Raw genomic sequence first — 16490 nt, 5'->3', positions numbered from 1 at the left:
AGGGCACGGTACGTTCAACGGGCGACACTTTACCGCTCAAATCTGAACTACACCTGAGATGACGTGGGTAGACTCGACTCATGAGTGCAGGGGTCGAACTCAAGATCACCGCCGGAGGAGAATCAGGATCCGGTGTGGGCACGGCTGACGTGCTCGAGCTCCCTTTGGATCTGCCGTTGCTGGAGTGGCCGGCTGGTTATCTGGCCGCCCTGCCGCGGGGTATTTCTCGGCACGTGGTGCGTTTCGTGCGACTGCCCGGGATGGTGGTGGCGATGAAAGAGACCACAGACGCCGCAGCGCATCACGAATACGGGCTGCTGCGGCAGCTGCGTCGACTCGAAGTGCCGTGCGTGGAACCGGTGGCGGTGATTTCTGGACGCACCACCGCCGAGGGTGATCCGCTACCCACCATGCTGGTGACCCGACATCTGGCGTTTTCTCTGCCCTACCGCGCGGTGTTTTCGCAGCAGCTGACCCGTGACACCCTGACCCGGCTCATCGACGCGCTGGCCCTGCTCCTGGTCCAACTGCATCTGGAGGGGTTTTACTGGGGGGATGTGTCGCTGTCGAACGCGCTGTTCCGCCGCGACGCCGGTGCTTTCGCCGCGTATCTGGTGGATGCGGAGACGGGTGAACTGCACGGGAACCTGTCCCGCGGGCAGCGCGAGCACGACCTGGAGATCGCCCGGGTGAACATTGCCGGGGAGCTGATGGATCTGCAGGGCGGCGGGATGATCGAGGCGGATGTCGACCCGCTGGGCACCTCAGAGCTGATCATGGCGGCCTACCGGTCGCTCTGGGATGAGCTCACCGCGGATATGACGTTCTCCGCCTCAGAGCGGTGGCGGATTGAGGATCGGATCCGCCGGCTGAACGAGCTGGGTTTCGACGTCGAGGAGTATGCGCTGCGTCCGCGAGCGGGTGGCTCGGAGCTGGTGCTGCAGCCGAAGGTGGTGGACCCGGGGCATCACACCCGGCGTTTGGAGCGGTTGACCGGGTTGCGAGTGCAGGAGAATCAGGCGCGACGGTTGTTGCATGATCTGGATGAGTACCGGGCGGAGGTGCACCCGGGGCTGGACGAGCACGAGGCGGCGCACTATTGGACCACGGAGGTCTTCGAGCCGATGGTGGCGGCGATCCCGGAGCATTTGAAGGGCAAGCTGGAACCGGCCGAGGTGATGCACCAGTTACTGGAGCACCGCTGGTACCTCTCGGAGCGCGCGCAACGGTCGGTGAGCCTGCAGGAGGCGCTGGATTCCTACCTGGCGGAGGTGCTACCCGCCCGTCGTGATGAGGATGCCATTGTGCTGAACCCGACCACGAGTATGCTCAGCGCGGTCAATCCAGAGGACGCCGAAACACCGCCACGGCGTGCCGAGGAACCACCGTCAGACCACTGATCACGGGCAACTCGTCGAGGAAGCTTTCAGGGCCGTGGGCCAGCACGAGTTCGGCCTCGGCGTGCAGGTCCGGCGGCACGGGCATCGGGGCCTCCCCCAGGGTGAGCAGGATGCTGAGGTGGGGTAGCTCGTCGTCGTGGGAACGCCAGCGGTCGAGCATCACATAGCGGGAGTGCTCGTCCACGTGGCACCGGGTCAGGGACCGGTCCGGCTCGGTGAGCGTGGGGGTGTCGGCGCGCAGCCGGATCAGGCGGCGATAGAGCTCCAGCAGGGTGGAGTTTTCGGTCTGGGACCAGTCAAGCCGGGAGGCGCGGAAGGTGGCCGGATCTTGCGGGTCGACCACAGCGTCGGCGTCCCAGTCCATGCGCTCGAATTCACGGCGGCGCCCCTCAGACACCGCGCTGGCGAGCTGCGGGGAGCGGTGGGCGGTGAAGAATGCGAACGGGGTGGTCGCGCCCCATTCCTCCCCCATGAAGAGCATGGGCGTGTACGGGCCGAGTAGCAGCAGGGCGGCTTCGATGCCGAGCTGACCGGCGTCCAGCACGGCGGACGGGCGGTCGCCGGCCGCGCGGTTGCCCACCTGGTCGTGGTTCTGCACGGAAACCACCAGCCGCCAGTTCGGGGTCTCGGCTGGCAAGGGGGCACCGTGGTCGCGGCCGCGGAAGCTGGAGTAGGTGCCGTGGTGGAAGAATCCGTGCGCCACGGTTTTCTCGAGGGCGGCCAGCGGGGCGAAGTCGCGGTAGTACCCGTGGTGTTCCCCAGTGACGGCGGAGTGCACGGCGTGGTGGTAGTCATCGGACCACTGGGCGTGCAACCCGTCGCCGTCCGGGCGCGGGGTGATCAGCCGCGGGTCGTTGAGATCGGACTCGGCGATCAGGTGGCGGGGCACCCCGGTGCGCTCGGTGATCTCATCGGCCAGAGCGGCCAGCTGAGCCAGCAACCGGGGCGTGCCTGGAGCGCGGGCGGCATCGTCGTCGCTGGTGTCCATCAGAGCGTGCACGGCGTCCAGGCGCAGCCCATCCACCCCGTACTCTTCGAGCCAGAGGGCGGCGTTGTCGAGGATGAGCTCGCGTACGGTCACGGAGTGCTCGCCGTGCAGGTCGGGCCCGTCGCCCCAGCCGGTGGTGGCGTCGCTGAGATACGGGCCGAAGGCGGGCAGATAGTTGCCGTCGGGACCGAGGTGGTTGTAGACGACGTCCTGAATCACACACAGCCCGCGGGTATGACAGGCGGCGACGAAGCGACGGTATGCATCCGGGCCGCCGTAGGACTCGTCGACGGCGAACCAGCCCACCCCGTCGTAACCCCAGTTGTGGTCGCCGGAGAAGGAGTTGACCGGCATCAGCTCGACGTGGGTGATACCGAGGCGTACCAGGTGGTCGAGGCGCTCGATAGCGGAGTCGAGGGTGCCGTCGTGGGTGAAGGTGCCCAGGTGAAGTTCGTAGATGACCGCGTGGCGCAGCGTGTGATCGGTCGGCACTGTGGGTGCTGAGGCGCGATGCTCGGTGCCGGCGGTGTCACGGCGGGCGGGGCCATGCACGGTGTCGGGCAATCGGCGAGCGCGGGGATCCGGGAAAGGCCCGGCGCCGTCGATCACGTAGCCGTAGCCGGGGTCGGTGCGATGTTCCGGCGCCAGCTGGGCCAGCGCCTCATCGAGGGCGACCGACGCAGGCGCCCACCAGCCGTCGTCGTCGCGAGTCAGGTCCAGGCTCGCGGCGACGGGCCAGCTCACGGGCTCCTCGGTAGCAAGCTGAGCGGCGAATCCGGGGCGCAACTCCCCGGGGGCAGTGTCGGTAAGAACCAGTTCCACCCGCTCGGCGTGCGGGGACCAGACGGCGTAGGGCGGGCGCGGGGCAGAACGGCTCATGACTGCGACTCCGGGGTGAGTGTGTGCGAGGCGGGGATCAGCAGCGCCACCGGCAGGTGTTCCAGTAGCTGGGCGACCGGCGCCACCCGGTGCTGCCGGGCGTCGATGCGGGTTCCGGTAAACGCGTCGACGAACTCGCGCTCGGGCAGCACCACGGCGGTGTCGTCCCAGTATCGCTCGAGCCACCAGCGTCCGGCCACGGCCACGGCCTCACCCCGGTGACTCGCAATGACGCGATCTGCTTGGGCACCCACCACCTCGGCCGGGGCGTAGCGGGTGAAGAGGGCCGGGTGGTCGCGGCGCAGTCGCAGGGTGCGGGCGGTGATGAGCAGCTTGGCGTCATCGACATCATCGGGCAGGGTCCACGCCGTCGGTGGCTGTTCCTCGAGGCGGCGCAGGGCCGAGGCACGCGAGGTGAAGTCGACGCTGCGCCGGTTGTCCGGGTCTACGAGGGTGGGGAACACCGTCTCGGTGCCCTGATAGACGTCGGGGGCGCCAGGGTTCACCAGGTGCAGAAACCGCATCACCAGCTGGTTGCGGGCCCCGGCCTCGCTGATCCGGTCGCTGACGTGCTGGAGGATCTCGCGCACCGGACCAGTGCCGGCGGTGGCGGCTTCGGCGGCACGGATGAGAGCCTGTTCGACGTCATCGTCGGGGTCGGTCCAGGTGGTGGCAGTGCCCGCCTCTCGCGCGGCTTTGACCGCGTAGTCGGCCAGACGCTCCGTATCGGGCGCCGTGCCGTCAGCGGGCCACACCCCCAGCAGGGTTTCCCAGAACAGCTTGGCGAAGGTCCGGTCATACTGGGGCGCTGCCCGGTGAAGCTGTTCCAGTTGTGCAGCCCAGTCGGCGGCGCACTCGGAGAGAACGGCGATGCGGGCCCGCACGTCCTCGCTGCGCTTGGTGTCGTGGGTGGACAGCGCAGTCATCGCGTGCGGGGTCTCCGCCTGACGTTGGGACTGGGCACGGTGATACTCGTCGAGGTCCACGGCGAAGCGGGAGGGATCGCCGCCCACCTCGTTCAGTGAGCTCAACCGGGTGTACCGATAGAACGCGCTGTCTTCCACGCCCTTGGCCATGACCGCGCCCGAGGTCTGTTGGAAGCGCCGCGCCACCGGCTGCTCGGCGTCGGTCAGGATGGGGTGCAGTTCGTCCAGCACCGGGGCCAGCTTTGGACGGCGAGCGCGCACCGCGGCGAAGGCTTCCTCCAGAGAGGCGCGCCCGGTGGGCAGATAACTGCGGTAGACGGGCAACGACGCCAGCAGCTCGTTCAGTGCTTCTTTCCGAGCATCGACGTCCACGTTGTCAGCCCACCCCAGCTCGCGCAGCAATCGGTTCACCTCCGAGCCCAGTTGGGTGCGCGCCACGGTGAGCCGGGTGTGATGGGTCAGTTCAGCCCACTCCCTCGCCGGGTCGCGCTGACCGGCGGCAGCGTCCAGCGCCTCAGCACCGGTGGGGTCGGTGAGCACCCGGTCGATGACGGCCAGCGCCTCATAGCCGGTGGTACCGGACACCAACCAGTCGGCGGGCAGCTCTTCCCCGGGCTCCAGGATTTTCTCGACCACGACGTGTGCCCCATCGGTCGCCTCGTGTAGCCGGGCACAGTAGCCGCCCGGGTCGGCGAGCCCGTCCACGTGGTCCAGGCGCAGCCCGTCCACCACGCCCTCGCGCAGCAGGCGCAGCGTCACCGCGTTCACCGCTGCGAACACCTCTGGGTCCTCCACTCGCACCGCGGCGAGCTCATTGATGGCGAAAAACCGCCGGTAGTTCAGCCGGTCATCCGCCCACCGCCACGGCACCAGCCGGTAGTGCTGGCGGGCGTGCACCTCCCGCGGGGTGAGCCCGGCATCGAGGCTGCCCTCGGCCAATGGAAAGACGTGGTCGTAGTAGCGCAGGGTCTCCCCTTCGATGCGCAGCTGGTCCAGCTCGGCTTCCGGGTCGGTTTCGTTGCCGTCGCCGAGCACCGGAAGTAGCACTTTTCCTTCTCCGGCCGCCCAGTCGATGTCGAACATCTTCGCCGAAGCTGAGGCTTGCCCCTCGCGCAACACGTCCCACCACCAGGGGTTCTGTCGAGGGTCGGCCACACCCACGTGGTTGGGCACGGCATCAAGCAACACACCCATGCCGGCCTGATGTGCCGCTTCGGCCAGCCGACGCAGTCGCCCCTCTCCCCCGCGCTGCTCATCCACCCGGGTGGGGTCCACGACGTCGTATCCGTGATCGGAGCCCGAGGTCGAGGCCATCATGGGCGACAGGTACACCCAGTCCGCGCCGAGATCACGCAGATACGGCACCACCTCGAGCGCGTCGTCCACCGTGAAGGACGGGCTGATCTGAAGCCGGTAGGTGCTGCGCGGAGAGGGCGATGCCAGTGGAGTGCTCACTCTTCTGGACGCTAACAGAACCGCTGGCGAGCGAGAAGAGTTTGCGCCCGCTCCACACTGGCATGCAACATAGATACATCATGTCTGCATCATCCGAGGTCACGGCCGCCCAGAAGGCCTACCAGTCCGTTAAGGCGCGGATCCTGTCCGGGGAGTTGCCGCCCTCGGAGATGATCACCGAAGGCGAGGTCGCCCAACAGTTAGGCATCAGCCGCACCCCGGTGCGCGAGGCCTTGCTGCGCCTGGAGGTCGAAGGGCACTTGCGCCTGTACCCGAAGCGCGGCGCCCTGGTGGTGCCGATCGCCCCGGCTCAGATTCACGAGATTTTCGACGCCCGGCTGCTCGTGGAATCCCACGCTGCCCACGTCGCCTGCGCCGCACCCGAGGCCAGCCACGCCCGGCTCTTGGAGATCCTCTCGGTGGTGATCAACCAGCAGTCCCAAGCCATCGACGACGGCGAACTGCAGCGCTACGCCGAACTCGACGCGCAGTTTCACCACCATCTCATTGGCGCTGGGGGCAACACCCTACTCACCGAATTCGCCACCAGCATCCGCGAGCGCCAGCAGCGCCTCGTCGCCGCCTCGGTGGACCGCGACGCTGACCGGGCACGCGTCTATCTTGAAGGCCATCGCGCCCTGTATGAACGGCTGCGTGACCGCGATCCTGTCGGATACTCCGACACGTTGGCCGAACACCTGAACACCGCGAAGGGGACGCTGCTGTGAGCCGCCGGACGCAGTCCGCCCCCGCCTGGGCGCGGCACCCGGAACGGGCCTGGCTCCCGGTGGCCGCCGCCATGATGGCGGTGGCCTGGGGCGGCAATGAATTCACCCCCCTATTGGTGATGTACCGCGACGTCAGCGGATTCACCGAGTTCACCGTGTACGGGTTGTTGGCCGCCTATGTGGTGGGCATCGTGCCCGCCCTGTTGATCGGTGGACCGCTTTCCACGGCCTGGGGCCGACGCATGGTGATGCTACCGGCCGCGCCGGTGTCATTTCTCGGATCCACCGTGTTGGCCCTGTCTCCCGACTCAGCGCCCCTGTTGGCGGTGGGGCGCGTGCTCTGTGGTGCAGCGCTGGGCATGGTGATGGCGGTGGGCAGCACCTGGGTCAAGGAACTCTGCGATCGCGCCGGCACCGACCCCACCGCGGGGGCACGCCGCGCCGCTCTCTCGCTGACCGGCGGGTTCCTGCTGGGCGCCGGCGTGGCCGCAGCACTGGCTCAGTGGGCACCCGGCCCCACGTACCTGGCCTATGTGGTGCATCTGGTGCTGACTGTGGCCGCCGGATGCTGGCTGTTCACCGTGCCCGAAACTCGCCCCCGCCGCTCCGAGCTCTCGGGCCGGCAACTCGTGCGACTCTTCGCCATCCCTTCGGCACGACATCCACGGTTTTTGCTCGTCGTGGTCCCGGCCGCACCGTGGGTGTTCAGTTGCGCCGGTGCCGCCTATGCGGTGCTGCCCATGTTCCTCAGCGACGCCGCCGGGGACCTCCCCATTGCCTTCTCCGGCATGATGACGGTCGTGACCCTGGGGTGCGGTGTCGGCATCCAGACCCTAGGCCGCCGGATCGATACCCCGCGCAGTTCCCGGGCCACGGTGGTCGGTTTGTCGATCGCCGCCACCGGCACCCTGCTCGGAGCCGGCGCCGCCTCGACCCATCAGCTCGCGCTCGGCTTGGTCGCCGCGGCCGTACTCGGCGCCGGGTACGGTCTCACCCTGGTGGCCGGGCTCTCCGAGGTGCAGCGCATCGCCACCCCGGATGATCTCGCCGGTCTCACCGCCGTGTACTACTCGCTGACCTACCTGGGGTTCTTCGTGCCCATGGTGCTGGCCACCCTCTCGGCCTACCTCAGCTACGCCGCACTCTTCGCCATCGGCACCGGCATCGCGCTGGTATGCCTCATCATTGTCGCCTGCGCCTGGCGTGCCTTCCTACCGCCGGCCGCCCCGTTGGAGGAATACCCCAACTAACGTCAACCGCGTCAGTCCTCGTCGGCCGATTCCTCCGGTTCGGTCAGTCCCGGGTGGTCACCCATGACGGTTGGCTCACCGGTCTGCGGGTCGAAGGCGATCAGCACCTCCTCATAAACGGTGCCATCGGGCATCACCACCGTGGCGTTCAGGGCGTTGCCGCGCCAGCCGTTGCCCTGCACATCCTCGGTGCCATACTTGATCGACACGTTCTGGTCGACGGTCTCCTCGAGGTGGTTGACCGTTACGTACGAAAACACCCCAGCGACCACACCGAGTGCAATCATCGCCAACGCCGCGTACATTTCGCGGCGGGCATCGAATCCACGGTCTGCCCCCTCGTAGCGAGTGTCTTCGCCGTCTTCCGCTCCCATTCCGCCGGTGGCGTCGAGGCGAACATAGCGGCGTTGGCGCCAGCGGGAGTGCAATAGCACCACCACGCCGGCGGCGAGGAACAAGACGGCAGCCCAGAGGGTGACCTGCGTCGTCTGGAGATCGAGTGGCTCGTACATGTCTCCATTGTCCCATCTCCGCCCGGCCCTCTTGGGCGTAGGTCAGCCGGTGTGATGAGATGGAGGCATGAAGCTTGCCACGTTCCGCCAGCCCGATGCCGCCACCGATCAGCCCGGCGCCACCTTTGCCGCCCTGATCACCTCCGTGGAGACCCACGACGGCGTCGAAACCGCCACCGCAGCAGTCGCCCTGCCCGAGGTGCAGGATGTGGGCGAGTTCCTGGCTTACCCCACTGAGGAGCGCGAGGCCATTGTCGCGGCCGCGCTGGAGCAGGCTGAAGAACAGCCCGCTTCCGTGCTCGATCCGGCCGAGCTGACGTATGACACCTTGGTCCCCTTCCCCACCAAGGTGTTCTGCGTGGGCCTGAACTATCTCAACCACATCGAGGAAACCGGCCAGCAGCGCCCCGAGTATCCCTCGCTGTTCGCCAAGTTCGGTCAGTCGCTCACCGCCGCCGGTGCCGAGATTGAGATCCCGGCCGAGGACCACCGTCTCGATTACGAGGGCGAGCTCTGCATCGTCATCGGCGAGCCCGGCCGCCGCATCGCCGAGGCCGACGCCGCCGACCACATCGCCGGCTACGCGGTCGCCAATGACGTCTCCCTGCGCGGCTTCCAAGGCCGCACCACCGAGTGGTTGCAGGGCAAGATCTTCGAGGCCACCACCCCGGTCGGCCCCTGGCTGGTCACTGCCGACGAGTTCGACGGCACCGGCACCATCTCCACCTTCGTCAACGGCGAGCGGGTGCAGTACGACGACGTCGCCGATCAGGTGTTCTCCCCCGCCCAACTGGTCTCCTACATCTCCACCATGATCACCCTGCTGCCCGGCGACCTCATTCTCACCGGCACCCCGGCCGGGGTCGCCCTGGGACGCCGCAACGATGAGGGCCGTCACCCATGGCTGCGCTCCGGCGACGTCGTAGAAGTCCGCATCGAAGGCCTCGGCGCTCAGCGCAACACCATCGCATGACCGAGCCCATCACCGTCATTGGCGTGCTCGGGGCCGGCCGCGCGGGCACTGCACTCGCCCGGGTCGCCGACAGCTGCGGCATCGAGGTCGACATCGCCGCCACCCGCACCCCCGTCCAGCTGAAGTACCATCTGGCCCAGTACGCCCCACGTGCTCGCGCTGTGAACGCCGAGGAGATCGGCGAGCGCGCCCAGATCGTGGTCCTCATGGTGCCGCAGGAGGATCTCGACGACGTCGACGCCCCCACCCTGGCCGGCACGGTGCTCGTGGACGCCACCAATCGCTGGCAGCAAGAACCGGTGCCGCGCTGGCTGCAAGCACATCTCGATGAGGGGATGTCCAGCTCTGAGGCTATTGCCACCCACTTCTCCACCGCCCGGGTGGTCAAGGCGCTGAATCACTTGAGCCACTGGGATCTCGATGCTCCTGACCGAGCCACCGCCTCACCGCGGAGGGGCTTGCTCGTGGCGTCCGACGACGATGCCGCGGCCGCACTCGTCTCGAGCTTGATCACCCAGCTTGGCTACGACCCGGTGCACGTGCCGCGTCTGCACAAAGGCCGCATCGCCGAGCCTGGCGGCCCCTTGTTCAACCGCCCCATGACCGCCGCGCAGATCCGCGAAGTCCTCTGAGCGACCCGATTCCGGATTAGGCGGCCGGCGCCCACGAGCCGGAGGCCCGGCTGGCCGGCGCGACTCCGAGCGCGTTCAGAATCCAGCTCACGTAATGCGGGGCCTGAGTGGGCAGGTGATGCCCGGTCTGCGACACGAACACATCGATCGAATCCGGCAGTTCGGCCTCATTCAGGTTCGACAGGTAGATCTCACGGTCCTGCGCCCCGGTCACCACCACGGCAGGCACCTCCAGCTTCCGCAGATCGCTGAGACCTTTGCCGCGGAACACCACTTCTTCTAGAGCGCCTTCTCGCGCTTTGGCCGAGTGGCGCCCGATCACCGGGAAGCCGAGCAGTCGTGCGGTGACCCAGCCGGCCGCGCGGAATTTCGAGGTCAACAGGAACCGGTAGAGGGCACTCGTATCCAGAATGGAGGAGCGCGCTTCGTCGCCGTCGCGGTACAGCGGAGCATTGAGAATCACCAGCTGAGATACCAGCTCGGGGTGACGGCGTGCCAACTTCATGGAGACCAGGCCACCCAGCGAGTGCCCGATGAGGATCACGGGCTCTTTCTCCGCGACGGCTTCGACGGCCGAGCGGACGTGCTCGACGTGCTCGGTGTAGTCGTAGCTCGTCGCGGGCGCTTTGGCCGCGGAGCCGAAACCCAGTAGATCGATGGTGACCACGCGGTACCCGTCGGAACTCAGACGACGCCGGACCGGTCCCCAGTATTTGGCAGACGCCAACAACCCGTGCAAGAGGACCACGGTGGGGCCGTCGCCGGGATAGTCGTGAATATGCGACATACGGGTATCGGTCGAAGTCATGAAATCAGCTGCCTAGCAAACGCAAAAATTCGTGGGGTGCTGCCCGCTTCGTGCGGGGCGCCAACGGCCGACGGCTCAACGGAGGAACGGCACCAACAGGGCGCGGAATCTCCGCGCAAGAACAAAACCTGACATTAAGTTTAATGGCACATGACGCGTAGGCAAACTCCACCCCCTGGTCGAGCCCCTGAAATTCACTGCACACGGGTCTGTTGTGTGACCAGCGAGGACACCATTCGGTCGGTCATTGCTGGCTTTGCTAAGTTCATGGAAAGGTTAGGTCCCAGTATTCGACACCACGATGGAGTAACGAGTCATGTCCAAGGTTCTCTCTTCGCTTCCCGTCGGCCAGAAGGTCGGCATCGCCTTCTCCGGCGGCCTCGATACATCCTGCGCGGTGGCGTGGATGCGCGAGAAGGGGGCCATCCCCTGCACCTACACCGCCGACATCGGCCAGTATGACGAGCCCGACATTGACGGTGTGGCCGATCGCGCCAAGGAATACGGTGCCGAAATCGCCCGTCACGTCGATGCCAAGCGCGCCCTGGTCGAGGAAGGCTTCGTCGCCTTGCAGACCGGTGCGTTCAACGTGCGCTCCGGCGGCAAGACCTACTTCAACACCACCCCGCTCGGTCGCGCCGTCACCGGCACCCTGCTCGTACGCGCCATGAAGGAAGACGGCGTCGACATCTGGGGCGATGGCTCCACCTATAAGGGCAATGACATCGAGCGGTTCTACCGCTACGGACTCATGGCCAACCCGGCGCTGCGCATCTACAAGCCCTGGCTGGACAACGACTTCGTCGAGGAGCTCGGCGGCCGTCACGAGATGAGTGAATGGCTCGTCGCCCATGGGTTCCCCTACCGTGACGCCACCGAGAAGGCCTACTCGACCGATGCCAACATCTGGGGCGCCACCCACGAGGCAAAGAAGCTCGAGTTCCTCGATGCTGGCCTCGACATTGTGGAGCCGATCATGGGTGTGGCCGCCTGGCGCGATGACGTCGAGGTGGCCACCGAAGAGGTGTCGGTGCGTTTCGAGTCGGGCCGTCCTGTGGCCATCAACGGCATTGAATACTCCGACCCGGTGGCCTTGGTCTACGAGGCGAACGCGATCGGCGGGCGTCACGGTTTGGGTGTCTCCGACCAGATCGAGAACCGCATCATCGAAGCCAAGTCTCGCGGCATCTATGAGGCCCCGGGCATGGCCCTGCTGCACATCACCTATGAACGCCTGGTCAACGCCATCCACAACGAGAACACGCTGGCCGCGTACCATAACGACGGCCGACGGCTGGGACGCCTGATGTACGAGGGACGCTGGCTGGACCCAGAGTCACTGATGCTGCGGGAGTCGCTGCAGCGCTGGGTTGGCTCCGCGATCACCGGCGAGGTCACCCTGCGGCTGCGCCGCGGCGACGACTACACCATCCTCAACACCACCGGCCCCGGCCTCAGCTACCACCCGGAGAAGCTCTCCATGGAGCGCACCGTGGGTGCCGCATTCGGCCCGGAAGATCGTATCGGTCAGCTCACCATGCGCAACCTCGACATCGCCGATTCACGTGCCCGCCTCGAGCAGTACGCCTCGCTGGGCCTCGTCGGAGGCTCGACCGCGCAGCTGGTGGGCGAACTCGAGTCCGGCGGCGCCGAAGCGATCGCCAATGCCGTCGGTGGCATCGACGAGAATGCCGACGAGCTGGGTCTCGCCGCCGCCTTCGACACCGGAACCGACTGAACATTCCGTGATCACGACGTGACGTCGAGGTCACGGCGAATGGGCCGCACCCAACCACCAAGGTGGCTGGGGGCGGCCCATTTCCCTGGGCTACCCCAGACGCAAAAAACCCGGACCACCACAGTGGACCGGGTTGCGCTCCCTGGCGAGAGCGTCATTTTCTGGTCGGGGTGACAGGATTTGAACCTGGGGACCCGTCCTTTAAAAAGGCTCATCCCAATCGGGGGTGTAGGAGTTGGGGTCTGAAGCCGCCGGTCTCGAGCAGGCTTCGGGCGATGTAGTTGGTCAGGTTGCGGAACCCGAGTGCGGAGCCGCGCAGGTGTTCGAGCCGTCCGTTGAGCGCCTCGGTCGGCCCGTTGCTGGTGCCGGGTCGTTCGAAGTCGGCGAGCACGTCAGCGGCTCGCTTCTTCAGGGTCCGGCCCAGGGTGGTGAGCTCGGTGAGCACCTTGGGGACGCCGGCGCTGAGGTCGGTGATCAGCTTCTCCATGAGCTCGCGGCCACGTTGCCGGTCCTCGTGGCGATAGGCGGCGATCATGCGCTGGTAGACACCCCAGGTAGCCTCGACCTCGACGTGAGCGTCATCAACGAACAGCGCGCGTAGCCTGTCGCTCTGCTTGTCGGTGAGCAGGTCCGCGCCGGTGTGCAGCGTGCGCCGCGACTTGTAGAGCGGGTCGTCCCTGAACCCACGGTGCCCGTGGATCGCGAGTTGGACCCGGCGCCGGCACCTGTCGAGGGCGTCACCGGCCAGGCGCACGACGTGGAAGGGATCCATCACCGTGACCGCGTCCGGGATCTCCTCTGCAGCGGCGGTCTTGAACCCGGTGAAGCCGTCCATCGCGACCACCTCGACCGCGTCACGGAAGGCGTCGTCGCGGTCGGCGAGCCAGGTCTTGAACGCCGCCTTCGACCGGCCATCGACCATGTCCAGCAGTCTTGCTGGGCCGGCGCCATCGCGGACCGGGGTGAGGTCGATGATCACGGTAACGTACTTGCGCCACGCCTGGTGTGGCGCCAGACGTGCTCATCGACGCCAACGACCTTCACGCCCTCAAACCGCGTGGGGTCGTTGATCAGCAGCCGCTTGTCTTCAGCCAGGACCGCGTTGTGGGCGGTGTCCCACGCGACCCCGAGTCCCTCGGCGACACGGGCGACGGTGAGGTGTGCGACCACGATCCCTTCCAGCGCCCACCGCAGCCCGGTGCGCGAGAGCTTCGCACGTGGCTCCGCCGCGGCGCTGGTGTCTTGGCGCCACACGTGTCCGCAGTCGGCACAGCGGTAGCGGCGCACTACAACTTCCAGCACGGTCGGTCGCCAGCCCAGCGGCTCGTGGGCCAACCGCCGGATCACGGTGTCACGAGCAGCGCCTTCGCTGCCGCACCGTCGGCACCACTGATCTGGTTCCACCACGCGGCACGCGAGGACCGCACGCTCCGGTTCAAGTCGTTGTCCGGTCACGCTCAGACCGAGGCCGTCGAGTCGAGCGAAGGCGGTCAGGTCAGGGCGGCCGAAGCCGGCCGGCGGGGTAGCGTCGGACACGTCGAGGTCTTTCGGATGGATGGCGTAGGAACCTCCATCGTCGGGAGACCTCGACGTCTATCTGCGGACCGACGCGCTCGGCCGACCTACACCGTCATCTGAGAAGACCCCTGAAACGACTTCGACGACGACGGGGCCGGCGAGGAGGAGGGAGCGGTGAGCTAAAGGAATGGAGCTTGCTCGGCTTCGACGCCGCCGCAAGCTCCGGTGAAACGGTCGGTACTGGTCGGTCGTCGTCGGTCACCACCGGATGGCGGCGTCCCCCACGCTCGGCGTTTGCGCGGGTCAGCGGCTCGTTCGCCCAGTGGGCGCATCAAGCGATAGACGCAAAGCCGACGTGATGAGGTCGTCGGTTCGATTCCGAAAGGCGGCTCCGGCGAACCGCCCCTGCCCTGCGTTTCCGCAGGTCAGGGGCGGTTCGGTTCTGGTGGTCGCGCGATGCGCTGGCCTCACGGCTCTGCCCGACACCGACGTCGCTCTCCTCTGCGACGGACCCCTCGCCGGCTCAGCGCTCGCGGCCGGCATCCTGTCCGTGTGCCGATAGGCCTCGCACCGCTCGGCAACGCAACCGGGCGTTGCGTCGTGACCTGGCGACGGCTCGGCGGGGCGCGATCGTCTCGTGCGTTGGCGGACTACGGAAGCTTGGACGCGAGAACGTCGGCCGCCAGGATCTCGGGTGCTGCGCCGAGCAGGTGCTGGTTAGCCGTCAGAGCTGCGACGATGGCGCCGTTGGCGTGGGCGTCGCGAGCGGCCTCGTCGGGGAATGCATCGAAGATCCAGAAGGTGTCGGCGTCGGTCCTGACCGCGAACCAGACAATCGTTCCTACTTCTTCGTTGGCGAGCGCGACAGCGCCGGCAAGCAGATCGGCAAGCGCGTCCTGCTGTCCATCGGCCGCGACGATCTTGGCGACGAAAGCATAGGGAAGTGATGCGGGTGTTGACATGAGAGACTCTCCTTGAAATCGGTGTTCTTAGTGGTACGGGTTCAGCCTATGACGAGCGAGGGCCCGTGGGGAGTGGCGTATACGGCAGTAATGCTATTGTTTACGTCATGCGTATCGGACTAATCGCGATCGACGGCTGCTTCGGTTCGGCTATCGCGTCGATCATCGACATCGTGCGGGTGGCCGACGGAGCCCGCGGCGATGTCGACCCGCGGATCGACCCGATCGAACTCGCCATCCTCGGACCGAAACGGCGAGTGACCACGACGTCATCGATGACCCTGTCGGTGGACCACCCGCTGTCGGAGTCCGGAGAGTTCGACGTCGTCGTCGTCCCTGCGCTTGGAACCCTTACGGCCGCCGCTACCAACGACGCCCTCCAGAGCCGAGATACTCGTTCGGTCATCGCCTCGCTCGGGCGCCTCGACGAGGCGACCACCCGGATCGCCGCGGCGTGCACCGGCGTGTTCGCTGTCGCCGAGACCGGACGGATGCATCATCGGCGGGCGACGACCAGCTGGTTCCTGGGTCCGGAGTTCCTGAAGCGCTATCCGACCGTCGCCCTCGATCTCGACACCATGGTCGTGGCCGACGGGAACCTCGTCACCGCCGGCGCCGCGTTCGCCCACATCGACCTCGCGCTCTCACTCGTGCGATCGATCAGCCCCGACCTGGCCCAACATGTCGCCAAGCTCCTCATCATCGACGAGCGCCCGTCGCAGGCCGCCTTCGTCGCCTACGAACATCTCCAGCACGAGGACCCTATCGTCGTCGACTTCGAACGCTTCGTGCGCGCCCGCCTGGACGAACCGTTCAACCTCGCCTTCGTCGCGCAGTCGCTCGGCACCAGCCGGCGCACCCTCGAACGACGAGTCCGTGCGGCGCTCAACCTCACTCCGCTCGGCTTCGTCCAACGGCTTCGCATCGAACGAGCTCGGCACCTCTCAGCAACCACGGACCTCACCTCCGCCGAGATCGCGCGACGGGTCGGCTACGCGAACGCCGAGACTCTCCGCTCCCTCCTGCGCAGGGAGCGACGCCATTCCTGACCTATCGCCATGCCTGTAGCCGGTGTCCTAGCGCTCGACTGGAACCACCTCTCAGCACGTCGCGTCGACGCTCCTGCGTCACCCCCTGGACGACCCACTCGACACACCCGCAGCACAGGCCATGTGACGTGTCCCGACTTCCCGGACGGTCGGGGTTGGGCGGCCGTGATGTCGCTGCGTTCTCGTCGAGGGGGTCAGCAGACTCGATCAGGGTCGATTGGGATGAGACGCGAAGGCGGTCAGGTCAGGGCGGCCGAAGCCGGCCGGCGGGGTAGCGTCGGACACGTCGAGGTCTTTCGGATGGATGGCGTAGGAACCTCCATCGTCGGGAGACCTCGACGTCTATCTGCGGACCGACGCGCCCGGCCGACCTACACCCTCATCTGGGAAGAGCCGCGAAACGTGTCGTCGGTGATGCCATCGCCCAGCTGCGCCGTATGAATGGCGGCAGCGCCCGCCGGGTGCTGGTTCGGGCAGACTCGGCGTACTACTCGCATGCGGTCGTTACCGCCGCCACGCAGCAGGGCGCGGCGGTCTCGGTGACCGTTCGGATGATTCCCTCGATCAGGCGCGCGATCGAGCAGATTCCCGATACGGAGTGGACACCGATCGAGTACCCCGGCACCACTCGCGACAAGGAGACCGGTCTCCTGATCTCCCGCGCCGAGGTCG

Annotated in this window: 12 protein-coding genes and 1 pseudogene; 7 read left to right on the top strand and 6 right to left on the bottom strand. The window is 66.9% G+C overall.

Annotated features, from left to right (window positions below; translation table 11 throughout):
- The first annotated feature begins 80 nt into the window (after nucleotides 1–80).
- A complete protein-coding gene (locus P8192_RS03785) occupies nucleotides 81–1400 on the top strand; it encodes a DUF4032 domain-containing protein (protein WP_278158616.1) in 1320 nt (439 codons plus the stop codon).
- Here the strand turns inward: P8192_RS03785 and treZ are convergent.
- Together treZ and treY are read right to left on the bottom strand one after the other, a co-directional pair.
- Entirely contained in the window at nucleotides 1339–3267 is a 1929-nt protein-coding gene (gene treZ / locus P8192_RS03780; RefSeq protein WP_278158615.1) for a malto-oligosyltrehalose trehalohydrolase, read from the bottom strand. The genes P8192_RS03785 and treZ overlap by 62 nt on opposite strands.
- Nucleotides 3264–5648, bottom strand: coding sequence for a malto-oligosyltrehalose synthase (gene treY / locus P8192_RS03775; protein ID WP_278158613.1), 2385 nt, complete (start codon nucleotides 5646–5648; stop codon nucleotides 3264–3266). Before treY ends, treZ begins: the two co-directional genes overlap by 4 nt.
- Before the next feature lie 80 nt (nucleotides 5649–5728).
- On the opposite strand from treY, the gene P8192_RS03770 reads away from it, so the two are divergent.
- Nucleotides 5729–6376 (top strand): GntR family transcriptional regulator, encoded by a 648-nt coding sequence (locus tag P8192_RS03770; RefSeq protein ID WP_278158611.1) that lies wholly within the window; start codon nucleotides 5729–5731, stop codon nucleotides 6374–6376.
- Entirely contained in the window at nucleotides 6373–7626 is a 1254-nt protein-coding gene (locus P8192_RS03765; RefSeq protein WP_278158610.1) for an MFS transporter, read from the top strand. Before P8192_RS03770 ends, P8192_RS03765 begins: the two co-directional genes overlap by 4 nt.
- Before the next feature lie 11 nt (nucleotides 7627–7637).
- Here P8192_RS03765 and P8192_RS03760 read toward each other — a convergent pair whose 3' ends face one another.
- On the bottom strand, nucleotides 7638–8138 hold the full coding sequence (locus tag P8192_RS03760; RefSeq protein ID WP_278158609.1) for a hypothetical protein: 501 nt from the start codon (nucleotides 8136–8138) through the stop codon (nucleotides 7638–7640).
- 67 nt (nucleotides 8139–8205) lie between these two features.
- Between P8192_RS03760 and P8192_RS03755 the strand changes: the two genes are divergently transcribed.
- Together P8192_RS03755 and P8192_RS03750 are read left to right on the top strand one after the other, a co-directional pair.
- Nucleotides 8206–9111, top strand: a complete 906-nt coding sequence (locus P8192_RS03755) for a fumarylacetoacetate hydrolase family protein (protein ID WP_278158608.1) — start codon at nucleotides 8206–8208, stop codon at nucleotides 9109–9111.
- Entirely contained in the window at nucleotides 9108–9743 is a 636-nt protein-coding gene (locus P8192_RS03750) for an NADPH-dependent F420 reductase (protein ID WP_278158607.1), read from the top strand. The genes P8192_RS03755 and P8192_RS03750 overlap by 4 nt, the downstream gene beginning before the upstream one ends.
- Nucleotides 9744–9759: 16 nt before the next feature.
- Here P8192_RS03750 and P8192_RS03745 read toward each other — a convergent pair whose 3' ends face one another.
- Nucleotides 9760–10551, bottom strand: a complete 792-nt coding sequence (locus P8192_RS03745) for an alpha/beta fold hydrolase (RefSeq protein ID WP_278158606.1) — start codon at nucleotides 10549–10551, stop codon at nucleotides 9760–9762.
- Between the two features lie 316 nt (nucleotides 10552–10867).
- Here P8192_RS03745 and argG point away from each other — a divergent pair, with 316 nt between their 5' ends.
- Nucleotides 10868–12289, top strand: a complete 1422-nt coding sequence (argG, locus tag P8192_RS03740) for an argininosuccinate synthase (protein WP_278158605.1) — start codon at nucleotides 10868–10870, stop codon at nucleotides 12287–12289.
- Between the two features lie 211 nt (nucleotides 12290–12500).
- Here the strand turns inward: argG and P8192_RS03735 are convergent.
- Together P8192_RS03735 and P8192_RS03730 are read right to left on the bottom strand one after the other, a co-directional pair.
- Nucleotides 12501–13825, bottom strand: a pseudogene (locus P8192_RS03735) (ISL3-like element ISPfr2 family transposase).
- Between the two features lie 632 nt (nucleotides 13826–14457).
- Nucleotides 14458–14769, bottom strand: a complete 312-nt coding sequence (locus P8192_RS03730) for a putative quinol monooxygenase (RefSeq protein ID WP_278158604.1) — start codon at nucleotides 14767–14769, stop codon at nucleotides 14458–14460.
- Nucleotides 14770–14876: 107 nt separating this feature from the next.
- On the opposite strand from P8192_RS03730, the gene P8192_RS03725 reads away from it, so the two are divergent.
- Complete coding sequence (locus tag P8192_RS03725) at nucleotides 14877–15818, top strand: GlxA family transcriptional regulator (protein WP_278158603.1); 942 nt, start codon at nucleotides 14877–14879, stop codon at nucleotides 15816–15818.
- Nucleotides 15819–16490: the final 672 nt, after the last annotated feature.

This window comes from Citricoccus muralis (assembly GCF_029637705.1).
GTDB lineage: Bacteria > Actinomycetota > Actinomycetes > Actinomycetales > Micrococcaceae > CmP2.
Note: the sequence above shows the minus strand (reverse complement) of the source record. Positions and strands in the feature narration are given on the sequence as shown.